The organism is Sphingobacterium sp. UBA7855 (genome assembly GCA_002500745.1).
GTDB lineage: Bacteria > Bacteroidota > Bacteroidia > Sphingobacteriales > Sphingobacteriaceae > Sphingobacterium.
Genome location: DLST01000016.1, coordinates 266272 through 279842 on the forward strand (window position 1 = coordinate 266272; position 13571 = coordinate 279842).

General features: G+C 38.7%; 14 protein-coding genes and 1 pseudogene. 5 read left to right on the plus strand and 10 right to left on the minus strand.

What is annotated here, in order from left to right; genetic code table 11:
* Positions 1 to 12: 12 nt before the first annotated feature.
* Together pyrH and bshA are read right to left on the minus strand one after the other, a co-directional pair.
* Entirely contained in the window at positions 13 to 717 is a 705-nt protein-coding gene (gene pyrH, locus B2107_RS14915; RefSeq protein ID WP_075991132.1) for a UMP kinase, read from the minus strand.
* A gap of 74 nt (positions 718 to 791) precedes the next feature.
* Positions 792 to 1934: an N-acetyl-alpha-D-glucosaminyl L-malate synthase BshA gene (bshA, locus tag B2107_RS14920; RefSeq protein ID WP_293956464.1), complete on the minus strand. Its 1143-nt coding sequence runs from the start codon at positions 1932 to 1934 to the stop codon at positions 792 to 794.
* Positions 1935 to 2253: 319 nt separating this feature from the next.
* Here bshA and B2107_RS14925 point away from each other — a divergent pair, with 319 nt between their 5' ends.
* From B2107_RS14925 to B2107_RS14945, 5 genes are all read left to right on the plus strand, one after another.
* Positions 2254 to 2973, plus strand: coding sequence for a DUF1003 domain-containing protein (locus B2107_RS14925; RefSeq protein ID WP_293956465.1), 720 nt, complete (start codon positions 2254 to 2256; stop codon positions 2971 to 2973).
* Positions 2970 to 3374: an alternative ribosome rescue aminoacyl-tRNA hydrolase ArfB gene (gene arfB / locus B2107_RS14930; RefSeq protein WP_293956466.1), complete on the plus strand. Its 405-nt coding sequence runs from the start codon at positions 2970 to 2972 to the stop codon at positions 3372 to 3374. Before B2107_RS14925 ends, arfB begins: the two co-directional genes overlap by 4 nt.
* A 144-nt stretch (positions 3375 to 3518) precedes the next feature.
* A complete protein-coding gene (locus B2107_RS14935; protein ID WP_293956467.1) occupies positions 3519 to 3887 on the plus strand; it encodes a BlaI/MecI/CopY family transcriptional regulator in 369 nt (122 codons plus the stop codon).
* 29 nt (positions 3888 to 3916) lie between these two features.
* Complete coding sequence (locus B2107_RS14940) at positions 3917 to 5161, plus strand: energy transducer TonB (protein ID WP_293956468.1); 1245 nt, start codon at positions 3917 to 3919, stop codon at positions 5159 to 5161.
* A gap of 15 nt (positions 5162 to 5176) precedes the next feature.
* Positions 5177 to 6070 carry a hypothetical protein gene (locus tag B2107_RS14945; RefSeq protein ID WP_293956469.1) on the plus strand — a complete coding sequence of 298 codons (894 nt, stop codon included), beginning with the start codon at positions 5177 to 5179 and terminating at the stop codon, positions 6068 to 6070.
* Positions 6071 to 6115: 45 nt separating this feature from the next.
* Here B2107_RS14945 and B2107_RS14950 read toward each other — a convergent pair.
* The 8 genes and pseudogenes from B2107_RS14950 to B2107_RS14985 all read right to left on the minus strand — a co-directional run.
* Positions 6116 to 6370, minus strand: a pseudogene (locus tag B2107_RS14950) (chaperone modulator CbpM); the annotation flags it as partial.
* A 4-nt stretch (positions 6371 to 6374) separates the two neighbouring features.
* The gene (locus B2107_RS14955) at positions 6375 to 7286 is read right to left on the minus strand and encodes a J domain-containing protein (RefSeq protein WP_293956470.1); all 912 of its coding nucleotides are present in this window, start codon (positions 7284 to 7286) and stop codon (positions 6375 to 6377) included.
* Between the two features lie 157 nt (positions 7287 to 7443).
* The gene (locus B2107_RS14960; protein WP_293956471.1) at positions 7444 to 9018 is read right to left on the minus strand and encodes a M28 family peptidase; all 1575 of its coding nucleotides are present in this window, start codon (positions 9016 to 9018) and stop codon (positions 7444 to 7446) included.
* 178 nt (positions 9019 to 9196) lie between these two features.
* Positions 9197 to 9643 carry a ribose 5-phosphate isomerase B gene (gene rpiB, locus B2107_RS14965; RefSeq protein WP_293956472.1) on the minus strand — a complete coding sequence of 149 codons (447 nt, stop codon included), beginning with the start codon at positions 9641 to 9643 and terminating at the stop codon, positions 9197 to 9199.
* A 13-nt stretch (positions 9644 to 9656) separates the two neighbouring features.
* Positions 9657 to 10517, minus strand: coding sequence for a twin-arginine translocase subunit TatC (tatC, locus tag B2107_RS14970; RefSeq protein WP_293956473.1), 861 nt, complete (start codon positions 10515 to 10517; stop codon positions 9657 to 9659).
* Between the two features lie 76 nt (positions 10518 to 10593).
* Complete coding sequence (accC, locus tag B2107_RS14975) at positions 10594 to 11949, minus strand: acetyl-CoA carboxylase biotin carboxylase subunit (protein WP_293956474.1); 1356 nt, start codon at positions 11947 to 11949, stop codon at positions 10594 to 10596.
* A gap of 74 nt (positions 11950 to 12023) precedes the next feature.
* The gene (gene accB, locus B2107_RS14980) at positions 12024 to 12503 is read right to left on the minus strand and encodes an acetyl-CoA carboxylase biotin carboxyl carrier protein (RefSeq protein ID WP_293956476.1); all 480 of its coding nucleotides are present in this window, start codon (positions 12501 to 12503) and stop codon (positions 12024 to 12026) included.
* Positions 12504 to 12577: 74 nt separating this feature from the next.
* Positions 12578 to 13567 (minus strand): beta-ketoacyl-ACP synthase III, encoded by a 990-nt coding sequence (locus B2107_RS14985; protein WP_293956477.1) that lies wholly within the window; start codon positions 13565 to 13567, stop codon positions 12578 to 12580.
* Between the last annotated feature and the right edge of the window lie 4 nt (positions 13568 to 13571).

Genomic DNA, 13571 nt, shown 5'->3' on the forward strand with positions numbered 1-13571 from the left:
TAACAGATTTAATTATTTAACCACAGTTCCAACATGCTCACCATTAGCAAGTTTTAATAAATTGCCTGGTTTATTCATATCAAATACGATGATCGGTAATTTGTTTTCTTGACAAAGGGTAAAGGCAGTCATGTCCATGACATTTAATCCTTTCTCATAAACCTCTGTGAATGATATTTCCTCAAATTTTGTTGCACTAGGATCTTTTTCCGGATCAGCAGTGTAAATACCATCAACACGTGTTCCTTTCAATACAGCATCTGCATTGATTTCGATCGCACGTAAAGATGCAGCGGTATCTGTTGTGAAATACGGATTTCCAGTACCAGCTCCGAAAATAACAATACGGCCTTTTTCCAAGTGGCGAACGGCTCTTCTACGAATAAAAGGTTCACATATTTGCTCCATTTTGATCGCAGTAAGCAAACGTGTCTTTTTCCCAACTTTCTCAAGCGCATCCTGCAGTGCCATGCTGTTGATGACTGTGGCAAGCATGCCCATATAGTCTGCTTGAACACGGTCCATTCCTGATTTTTCAGCGCTTAAACCACGGTAAATATTACCGCCACCGATAACAATTGCAATTTCTAAACCTTGATCGTGAATTTCTTTGATATCATTAGCGTATTGCGATACACGGTTAATATCGATACCATAGCTTTGGTCACCCATTAAGGATTCACCGCTAAGTTTTAATAAGATACGTTTGTATTTCATAATTGTTTTTTTGGAAATTTTCCAAAGGTCAAAGATAAAATATTTTTTTTATCCCCTAAGACTTAAAGTGATATTTATTGTGGTTTTATGGTTTGATTAATGACTTTTTGGTAATATTGCTCATAAAGAGGCATAATATTAGACAATTGGAATTCTTTGGCGTGATTTAATGCTGCTTCTTTAAATTTCTGTAGACGCTCACCATCTTCCAGAATATAGATTGCATTTTTTGCCATGTCATCCACATCGCCCACCGCACTGAGAAATCCTGTGACACCATTTTTATTCAGTTCAGGTAAACCACCCGTATTAGAAGAAATCACCGGAACTTGGCAGGCCATGGCCTCTAGTGCTGCAAGTCCAAAGCTTTCCGAGCTGGAAGGCATTAGGAAAAGATCCGATACGGACAGTATTTCTTCCACCGCATCTTGTTTACCCAAGAAACGTATGTCTTGGCATACATTAAGTTCTCTCGAAAGCTCTTCGGCATTTCGACGCTCGGGACCATCTCCAACCATTAAAAGCTTCGAAGGGATTACATCATGTACTTTCTTAAAAATACGAATGACATCCTCCGTATTTTTAACCTTTCTGAAGTTGGAGGTATGAACCAATATCCGTTCATTGCCCGGAGCAATCGCTTTTTTGAAATGTGAACGGTCTTTATTGCTGAACCTGTCCAAATCAATAAAGTTTGGGATCACCTTGATGTCGCGGGTGATGTCAAAGTATCCCAGCGTCTGATCTTTAAGATTCTGTGATACTGCAGTTACGCCATCTGATTGATTGATGGAGAATGTAACAACGGGACTAAAACTTTTGTCCTTACCCACTAGCGTAATATCTGTGCCATGTAAGGTGGTTACTACTGGAATAGTAATGCCATAGGTAGTAAGCAAGATCTGTTTTGCCATAAATGCCGCCGATGCATGTGGGATTGCATAGTGGACGTGGATCAAATCCAACTTTTCGAAACGAACAACATCTACCAGTTTGCTGGCTAATGCAGATTCATAGGGTAGAAAGTCAAAAAGCGGATATTGCGAAACAGCTACCTCATGGTAGTATAGGTTTTCAGAGAAGAAATCCAGTCGTGCAGGTTGTCGATAGGTAATAAAATGGATCTCATGTCCATTAGCGGCCAAAGCCTTTCCGAGTTCGGTTGCAACTACACCACTTCCACCAAAGGTGGGATAACAAACAATTCCTATTTTCATCTGCGTAATTATGTCTGAGCGTATATTTAACGGCATCACTAGTATGCACTGTTCAATTTTATTTTAAAGGGTTCCGTGAACCTCATGTTAGTATTCCAACTATTTTCGTCTAAATATATGCGATATTGCTATTTCATCTGACGATTATCTTCTTCAATTATTTCATGGCCACACGAAAATTTGAAGATGATTACTCCTAAATTTTGTGCTGCAAATTTCGACTATTTATGCGTAAAATAACAGAAACCAATTGCCATAGTTTTGTGAATTTTTTGATTGGTTAAAAAGCGCTATCTTTAAATAGACATTTAATTGGTATATGGATAACTTTATAAGTGATATTTCAGGACAGCAATTTCCTTCTGAACAACGTATTTTGGGGGCTTCAATTCGACAGCCAATTTTTAAGCTGATAAAAAAAGAGTATCCGAGCTTTGGCAAAGATAAATATATCGCTTCCACAGAGTTGACACGGTTCAAAGAAGCTTATATATCCGAATTCTTAAGGGATGAGTCGGGGCAGTTAAGTCAACTGGATCAACAGGTAATTAATAGCTTTAAGGAAAATAAGGTCATTAGTGCGAGTTTGGATGGGGATACAAATGAACCGGTCAGCTTAGGGGATAAAGTCGCAGATAAAGTGGCTGAATTTGGTGGAAGCTGGGTCTTTATTATTTCCTTTATCTTTTTTTTAATCGTTTGGATCATAGCCAATATCTACTGGTTAAATAATAAAGGATTTGATCCCTATCCTTTTATTTTACTTAACCTGATTCTGTCCTGTGTGGCAGCGTTGCAGGCTCCCGTTATTATGATGAGTCAAAATAGGCAGGAAGATAAAGATCGCGAACGTGCTAGAAATGATTATATGGTTAACCTAAAAGCTGAGCTCGAAATTAGGGAATTGCATGAGAAAATCGATCATCTCATTATCCGTAAAGAGCAGGAACTTGCCGAAGTACAACGCGATCAAGTGGAAAAATTGGGGTTTTTGCTAAAAAAGATGGAAAAGATAGAAGAAGCATTTAAAGAAAAATGAATTTAGAAGGAGTAATAGGCGAACTAACATTTAAGTTTTCCAGATCAGGCGGAGCAGGCGGACAACACGTAAACAAGGTGTCATCCAAAGTATTGCTCCAGTGGAATGTCGAGGTTTCCACAGCTGTTTCTGTTGAAGAAAAAGCGATGATTTATACAGTTTTGGCAAATCGCATAAATAAATATGGAATATTTCAACTGGAATGTGATATCGATCGATCACAGATTCGGAATAAAGAAATTGCAGTCGATCGCTTCAGGCGCATTTTGGAGTCCGCGCTTGTACCAATAAAGGCCCGAAAGAAAACAAAAATACCTTATTCAAGTATTTTAAAAAGGTTAGACAGAAAAAAGCGACAAGCTCAACTGAAAGCTTCACGCAAGAAGAACTTCGAGGAATAAATTCAAAAAATTAGAATCTTTAATAAAAAGTATTGTTTATCAGTGTTTTAAATGTAAAACTAAAAATATAGTTGTAAAACTAAATATTTAGTTTTAACTTAGATGACGTGTTATTATAACAGTATTTTTTATGCTATAAAAGTTATGGAAGATTTTAAAGAATTAACGAAAGCTGAAGAGCAAATTATGAAAGAGCTCTGGGACATGGGGCGTGGCTTTGTCAAAGAGATTGTTGATCGATTGCCAGAACCGAAACCTGCCTACAATACAGTGTCGACCATCGTTCGTATTCTCGAAACGAAGGGTTTTGTGACGCATGAATCTTTTGGAAAAAGCCATCAATATTTACCTAAGATTTCAAAAGATGAATATAAGAAAGGTATTACAGGAAAATTACTAACCAATTATTTTGATAATTCCCCCAAAAGGATGCTTTCTTATTTTTTGGAAGAGAATAGATTAGACGTTCAGGAACTTGATGAAATCCTGTCTATAATTGAACGTAATAAATAACAACCAAAACCTTTATAAACTTTTTGATTATGATTTATTTATTGATTGTCAATATTTCATTGATTATCAGTTTTGTACTCTATAAACTGATTTTTAGAAGGCTGACTTTTTTTCAATGGAATCGAATTTATTTGATTGGAATGGCCCTGTTTTCCTTATTGGCTCCTATAGGAATCTTTATCGAATTGCCAAATATAGAGATAGTCGAATATGAGATTCCGCATGTAGATTTGATTACCTATATGGATATCGCCATTGGTGGTCCGCAAGAGCAACCTATTTATTTGATATACATCTTGACTTGCGTGTATTGGATTGGTGTTGCCTTTAGCGCGGGCTTTTTTATTTGGAGAGGAATAATGTTGGTAAAGACGTTAGCTCAGAAGCATGACTATTTAAGTTTTTCATTTTTCGATAAGGTCTTCATTGGCGAAGCGATTAAGAATAGAAGCGCTATCGAATCTCATGAGCGTGTTCATGTGGATCAGCGGCATTCGTATGATTTGCTTTTAATAGAACTATTGAAAATCTTCAACTGGTTTAATCCTATCTTATATTTCTTTCAAAAGGAGTTAAAGTTCCAGCACGAATGTATCGCAGATGAAATCTGTTCGACAGATAGAGTAGCATATGCAGAAATGTTGGTTGCTCATGCATTACAGGTAGATCAGCTACCGCTGACACATGAGTTTTCAAATCATTCATTTTTAAAGAAGAGAATTATGATGTTATTTAAGAATAAATCCGCAGGTAAATATAAGCTGCTATATGTATCTATCTTACCGATCATCCTGGTTGTACTTACTTCAACCATGATATTTAATACGAGCAGGGCAAAAGGAATGGTTTTAGCTGTTGAGTCAGGTGTTAAGCAGGTGGCAGCATTCGATCATCAGACCTACCCGCCTAAACAAACAAAGCGTAGCCACCTACAGTTCAATGAACAATTGGATACTATTTCTTTTGATCGGGTCGAAGTGAAGCCAGCTCCAGAAGGGGGAATGCAGTCATTTATGATTTGGATAGGCAATAATTTTCAGTTTCCAAAACAGGCTGTGGAACATAATGTCAGTGGTATGATTGAAGTCAATTTTATTGTTGAAATAGATGGTAGCTTATCCCATATTAACGTTAAAAAGGATATCGGTTATGGCACCAAAGAAGCAACGATGAAACTTATGGAAAGTGCAAAAAGATGGAAACCGGCGCTTGTAGGTGGTAAACCAGTACGGGTTGCCTATACATTGCCCATTCGTCTTAATCTAGCAAAATAAAACACCAGGTATTACATGATGCACCCCATAATCATCCGTTTCTTCTGTGTCATTATCGCCTTTGCGACGCTCTCTTCATGTAAATCTTATCAGGTCGTTCCTAACGGTTTTTCTGTCGAGGGAGATGAATATTTTGTTAATCTCAATAAAGAGCTCACCGTATTTTTAGGAGATGATATTATGGAGAGCAAAAATTGGCAAGGCAATAATAGTCCAATCAATGCCGATAAAGTTACGCGTAGTTTTCGCAAGGTTTTACGCCACTTGCGTTATTCGGACACTGCCTACAGCGTGCTATTTTCTGGACATTTGGAGGGAAAATATCGCTACAATATGCTTGCAATTGTTAACAATTCGCCAAATGTAAAAGGAAAGAAAAATCATTTATTTGATCTAAGTTCTTTTCAACGGGAGCAAAATAAGGAAGGGCGATATTTTTACACGACGACAACTTTTAAAGGACAAAAATTACTTCATTTTGTAATTCCTGTTAATGGACGACTTTGGCAGGAGAAAATGGTGTCTCTTATTTTTATCGTTCCAGAGGATTTTACAGATATCGCGTGGGCAAAGGACATTGTTATGTCGAATGTAGCAATGTATCGCGATCATTATAAATTTACCCCGAGCCGCACAGAAATTTTATGCCCTGATGATGGCAGTAGCCGTTCACATTTGGATTATAAAATTCCTGAAGAAAAGGTAAATCAAACAGGCTATATGTTAATGAAAGCCTATGGTTTGGTTGAGGGGAAAAGAAGATTGGTTGTTTACCGCGTGATGAAGCCCGGTGATTTTTATGGGTCTTTTGTCACCTGTAAAGGGGACTATGAAATTCTGTATACCACATTGCAAGACGAGATTATTTGGCAAACTAAGGTGAATACAGAGCGGGATGTCGAATTCTAAAGAATAAATTGAAAGCCGNNCGGCTTTCAATTTATTCTTTAAATGCAAGATTTCATTTTGGAGCTGTTCAACTTTCTCTAAGAGATGGCTTGCCACTTGAATTCCCGCAGGATTTACATCAAGTTCATAGTAGAGATTCGAAAAGCGTTCCAGTTTCTGAAGATCGTCTTCATTAATATATTGTTCTTCCTGTTGAATGACGATGTGTATGAGACCATATTCCACCATCGTTTCCAAGAAAGTTATTTCAACCTTTCTGGATTGACAGAAATCTATGACTTTTATCAGTGTTGTTTCCATAAGATTATTGCTTTAAATCCCTCAATTGTTGAAACAATGCCTTTTCTTTGGCAGTCAGATTGCTCGGCATTTGTATATTCAATGTGACATATAGATCGCCAAACTCACCTTCTTTGCGATACAAGGGAAAGCCTTTTCCCTTAAGACGCATTTTTGCACCATTTTGACTCTCGTCTTTAATCTTCAATTTTATTTTGCCTCCGAACGTATCTAAAGTTGCTTCACCGCCCAGAACAGCAGTATAGAGGTCAATATCTAGTGTTGTATATAAGTCGTTTCCCTGACGTTTAAAACGAGCATCTGGTATGATGTTAATGGTGATATAGAGATCTCCCTTCGGTCCACCATTGATGCCCTCACTGCCATATCCTTTCAATTTGATTTTCTGGCCATCTTCCACGCCGGCATGAATCGTGATGCGGATACTTTTCCCATTGATATTGAAGGTCTGTTGATGTGTCGTGTAAGCTTCTTGTAAGGTTAAGCTAAGTTCAGCATTAAAGTCCTGTCCACGAAATGTACTTTGGCGCCCGCCGCCACGTCTGCTGCCAAACATCTGTTCGAAGAAATCGGAGAATTGCCCATCATCAAAGTTTCCAGTGTATTCGTAAGATCCGCCACTACCAAATGGATTTCCACCGGTGGATTGGGACTGCCGGTATTGTTGTTGCGCTTTTTCATACTCCTCTCCATGTTGCCAATGTTCACCGTATTGATCATATTTTTTGCGCTTTTCGGGATCGGATAATACTTCGTTAGCCTCATTAATCTCCTGAAATCGTTGTTTGGCCTCATTGTCGTTAGGGTTGACATCAGGATGGTATTTACGGGCCAGTTTTCGATATGCTTTTTTGATCTCATCAGCTGAGGCTGTCTTATCGATGCCAAGCACTTTATAGTAATCTACAAAAGCCATAAATTATACTTGTTTTTTGTATTAAAGTTAACAATAATTACCGATAAAATGTTTATTCTGGAGATCATTTTACGGTATAAAAAAAGCAGGTAAACCTTCGTTCACCTGCTTTTTTTTGTACGTTCAGATAATTTTATTTACATCGGATAATTCGGTTTTATTCTTTACTCGTGTCCACAACAAGACGATTTTCCCGATTGGCAATTTGCCATGTCGTGTAGAATGCAAGCTGCTCGCGCTTTACCATCAAGGGAAAATTGATTTTGTCATAGGTGTCCGCAGGTGTATGATAGTCCGGATGCAATCCGGAAAAATAAAAGACTGAGGGTATACCTTTTTTTGCAAAGTTGTAATGATCTGAACGATAATACAAACGCATGGGATCTTTTGGATTGTCATAGGTGTAGTCGATCTCCATTTTCGTATGTTTTTCATTCTCGTTTTTATTGATCTGAAATAACTCCGAGCTCAATTTATCTGAACCGATCGCATGGATATAATCGTGATTACCTTTGAGATGTTTGTCGTCCACACGGCCAATCATATCAATATTAATGCAGGCAACGGTGTTTTTCAATGGGAATACCGGATTTTCTGTATAGAATTTGGAACCCAGTAAACCTTTTTCTTCTGCCGCATAGGTGATGAACAAAATACTGCGTCTAGGGCCATTTCCAGCAGATTTAGCTTTTGAAAAAGCACGTGCCAACTCAAGGACGGCTGTTGTGCCCGAGGCATTGTCATCGGCCCCAAAGAAGATATTTCCTTTGGAATCTATTCCATCGTGGTCATAGTGGCCTCCAACTACCACGACTTCATCTTTTTTATCTGTCCCTTCCAGGTAACCAAGAATATTTGGGTCAGTAAGGGTAGTGGCATTGGTGCCAAACTCTGCTTTAAAATTAGTAGGGATAACAAAAGAACTTGGTTGTCCAGATCGATTAATCTTTGAAACTACAGCGGCAAGGTTGGTTCGTGCTAGATTCAAAACATAGTTGGCCGCATGATCAGTAATATTGACAACTGGGATCATAGGCGACCTCTCTGGTGCGGGTTGATCTATAGCCAAGTTATAGTGTCCTTCTGTAGCTCGGTCTCCGGCATCTTCCAAAAGTTGAGATAACTGACTATTAATAGCAAGTATCATCTTAGGATTGTGTTTGAGGATTTCTTTAACTTTTTTATTTCTGGTTGTCGACCAATTAGATGGAGTCTTTGTTTTGCTAATCCATGAATTACCCTTTTCATCCATTGGTTCATGCTCATTGATCAACATAACGATTTTATTGTGGAGATCCATGCCAGCGATATCTGAATATTTGGGATCATCAATACCATAGCCAATAAAAACGATTTCATTACTCTCGAAAAACTTGTTTTCATTGTTGCCAATGACAAAAATATCTTTGCCATGTTGAAAAGGTCTATCATTAATACTAAATTGCTTTACCTTGAAGCTGTTTCGAATAAGCTGCAGGGGTTGGAAATAAGATCCATTGACAGGTGCAGTAAGCCCATACTTTTTAAATTCATTGGCTATATATTCCGCCGCTAGGCGTCCTCCTTTTTGCCCTGTTCCTCTGCCTTCAAAATCGACAGAAGCTAAAGTGCGCAGATGTTTTTGCGTAGATTCTACCGTGATTTCCTCCGCATATTTGCTGTTAACGTCCTGTGCGTTAGCACAGCTGATCAGCGAGCATGCAATCCATAGCAGGTTGTATATTTTTTTCATTGTTTATTTTTTACTGTTCCTAGTTTTTTGAGCTTTATCTTGAGTTTTTAGTAGGCTCCGCAGCCGCTATCTGCCTGCAGATAGATGTGAGTACGTTCAGTATCTGCGCAATATATAAAAAAAAGCGGATGAAAAGTATCGACTACCTCTCATCCGCATCTTAAAATATGTTAATTTATTAACAGCTACAAGCGATTTTGTCTACCCGATTAGCGTGACGTCCGCCTTCGAATGCTGTGTTTATAAATGTATTGACAATCTTTTTAGCAAGCTCAAGATCGATAAAACGTGCTGGTATACACACTACGTTTGCATCGTTATGCTGACGCGCCAAAGCGGAAATTTCTTCTAACCAACAAATAGCAGCACGAATATTTTGGTGCTTATTGGCTGTGATAGCAACTCCATTTGCACTGCCACAAATTAAAACTCCGGCATCTACTTCTTTATTTTCTACTGCTGATGCAACCGGATGTGCAAAATCTGGATAGTCAACTGAGTCTGGAGAATTTGTCCCAAAATCTGTTACTTCATACCCCAGTTCTTTCAAAAAGCTTACCAAAGCTGTTTTGTACTCAAAACCCGCGTGGTCACTTCCAATTGCAATTTTCTTTACGCTGCTCATTTTTATTGTTATTTTATTTTTCTTGTGCTAATTTTTTTCTTTTAACATCCGCAGAAACCATAATACTGATTTCATATAATAGGAACATTGGTGCTGCAACTGTCAGCATGGTAATAACATCTGCCGAAGGTGTAATAACCGCTGCTATCACTAAAATAATGACTGTTGCATAACGACGGCTGGCTCGCATAAATTCCGGAGTCATAATACCGATTTTAGATAGAATAAATACCAGTATCGGAAGTAAGAAAACAATACCACAACCCAATGTTAGGGTTGAAATCGTCGAAAGGTAATTATCAATGGTAATTTGGTTGACAATTTCATCACTCAGCGATACATTTGCTAGAAAGTTGATGGATAATGGTACAACAATATAGTATCCGAAAAGTGCCCCTAAAATAAACAATAGCGAAGCATAAAATACAAACCCACGGGCAGATCGTCTTTCTACGTCTGTTAATGCGGGTTTTACAAATAACCAAATTTCGAAAAGGAGATAAGGGAAACCCATCATCAAGGCCATCAATAAACAGGAGTTTATCTGAAGCATAAATTGACCAGCTAGTTCAGTATTGATGATATTAAAAGGAATTTTTTTTACACAAAAGTCTGCCAGATTGAAAGCGTCGGCTGCTTTACACATCATGCGATAGGTCCAAAAATTTAGATTCTTTGGTCCCATGATGATATCGTTGAATACGAAATCATAGAATGTAAAAGCAATACCTGCAAAGATACAGATCGCAATTGCTGAACGGACTAAATGCCATCTTAAAACCTCAAGGTGGTCAAAGAACGACATCTCTGCTTCTATGTTCTTCCCTTTATCTTTAATAGCTTGTATAAGATCTTTCGAATTAGGTGTACTCATAAAAATTGTTTGGAAACAAAAATACCATTCTTATTGTAAAGAATGGTATTTTTTATGTGTGTAAAGATAATTTTATTTAATCTTCTGCAGGATATTCAGTTAGATCGAAAGTTTCCATAAACTTTGTCGTGAAATTACCTGCTCTGAAGTTAGGATCACGCATCAATCTTAAGTGCAAAGGGATGGTTGTTTTGATCCCTTCGATAACAAATTCGCTGAGTGCTCGTTCCATCGTGCTGATTGCTTCCTCACGTGTTTGTGCCACGGTGATTAATTTCGCAATCATTGAATCGTAATTAGGCGGAATCGTGTATCCTGAATATACGTGAGTATCTACACGTACTCCATGCCCACCTGGCGAGTGAAAGTTCGTGATCTTACCTGGAGAAGGGCGGAAGTTATTAAAAGGATCTTCTGCATTGATACGACATTCAATGGCGTGCATCTGCGGTTCATAATTTTTTCCCGAGATCGGAATTCCTGCTGCCACTTTAATCTGTTCTTTGATCAAATCAAAGTTGATGACTTCTTCCGTTACTGGATGTTCTACCTGGATACGGGTATTCATTTCCATAAAGTAGAAGTTACGATGTTTGTCAACTAAGAATTCGATTGTACCTGCGCCCTCATAGTTCACCGCTTTGGCGCCTTTGACAGCAGCTTCACCCATTTCTGCTCTCAACTCAGGAGTCATAAATGGAGATGGCGATTCTTCGATCAATTTTTGGTGACGGCGTTGAATTGAACAGTCACGTTCAGATAGGTGGCATACAGTGCCAAATTGATCACCTACAATCTGAAATTCAATATGACGAGGTTCTTCCACATATTTTTCAAGGTAGATTCCGTCATTACCGAAAGCTGCTGCTGATTCAACTCGTGCAGAATCCCACGCTGGTTCGAATTCTTCATCTTTCCAAATGATACGCATCCCACGACCACCGCCACCAGCAGTTGCTTTGATGATAACCGGATAACCGATTTCATTGGCTAATGAAATACCTTCTTTTACATTTGAGATTAAACCTTCTGATCCGGGCACTGTAGGAACACCAGCTTTTTTCATGGTATCCTTAGCACGGGATTTATCACCCATCTTCTCGATTTGTTCGGCCGTAGCACCAATAAATTTGATGCCATACTCTGCACATATCGCTGAAAAGCGCGCATTTTCGGATAAGAAACCATATCCTGGATGGATAGCATCAGCATTTGTCAGTTCGGCAGCAGAAATAATATTCGGAATGTTTAAGTAAGAATCTCTACTTGGCGGGGGACCAATACAAACGGCTTCATCCGCAAATCTTACGTGTAGGCTATCTCGGTCAGCAGTAGAATATACTGCAACACTTTTGATACCCATTTCACGACAGGTACGGATAATGCGCAGGGCAATCTCTCCTCTATTAGCAATTAATATTTTTTTGAACATTGTCTTGTATTATGAAGTTTGCAAAAAAATGTAGCCCTTTAGAGGCTACATATATTCATTTACGCAATTGTAAATTATTTAGGCTCAACTAAGAATAATGGCTGGTCGAACTCAACAGGTTGAGCATCTTCTACCAAAATCTTAACGATTTTACCTGAAACTTCAGATTCAATTTCGTTGAATAATTTCATCGCTTCAACGATACATAATACAGAACCTGTATTGATATCATCACCAACATTGATGAAAGACGGTTTGCCAGGGCCTGCCGAACGGTAGAATGTACCGATCATTGGTGATTTGATTGTAATCAAGTTTGCATCTGCATTTGTAGCTGGCGCTGCAGGACTAGCTACAGGAGCTGGTGCCGCCGCTTGCGCAACTTGAGGAGCAGCGATAGGGGCAGCAGCAGGAACAGAAGCTGTTACATACGTAGGCTCTTGATTTGTTTTTATTGTAATTTTAAAATCTTGCTCTTCAATCGAGACTTCATTCACACCTGATTTTGAAACGAATTTAATCAAGTCCTGAATTTGTTTGATATCCATACCCATAGTATTCTAGGTTTTGTTTGTTTCTAAAAAATTCTAACTGTCAAAAGTAATAAATTATACCATAAAATGGACAATTAATACGCCCATTTTAAATAGATGGATCCCCAAGTGAAACCACCGCCGAAAGCGGCAAGGATAAGATTATCTCCTTTTTTCAATTGCGATTCCCATTCCCATAAACACAAAGGGATTGTACCACTTGTTGTGTTGCCATATTTTTGAATGTTCACCATGACCTTCTCATCCGGCAATCCCACCCGCTCTGCTGTAGCATCAATGATACGTTTATTGGCCTGATGAGGTACCAACCACGCGATATCTTCAGATTTAAGATTGTTTTTGACCATCACTTCGTGCGCAACATCTGCCATATTGGTTACCGCAAATTTAAATACAGTACGGCCTTCCTGATAGGCATAGTGCAATCCTGCATCTACCGTTGCATGTGAGGCAGGGTTGAGTGAACCTCCACCTTTGATATTCAAAAATTGTCCCCCAGAACCATCGGTTTTTAAAATTGCATCTTGTATACCCATGCCTTCCTCATTAGGTTCCAGTAGTACACAACCACAACCATCACCAAATAGGATACAGGTATTGCGGTCTTGATAATTGATGACCGAAGACATTTTGTCTGCACCGACAACGAGTACTTTTTTGTGTGTACCAGCAATGATAAATTGCGTTGCCGTATTCAAACCGAATAAAAATCCTGAGCATGCAGCCTGAAGATCAAATCCCCAAGCATTGGTCGCTCCAATTTTATCGGCAAGAATATTAGCTGTGGCAGGGAACAGCATATCTGGAGTACTGGTACAAAAGATGATAAGATCAATATCTGTAGCAGCTATGCCTCTTTTTTTCAATAAACCTTGAACGGCAGGTACAGCAAGATCTGAAGTAGCAAGCCCTTCGCCTTTTAAGATGCGACGCTCTTTGATTCCCGTTCTGGAAACGATCCACTCGTCGTTAGTGTCGACCATTGTTTCCAATTCTTTGTTGGTTAGGATGTAATCCGGAACGTAACCATTTACAGCCGTAATTGCGGCGTGAATCTTTGACATAAAT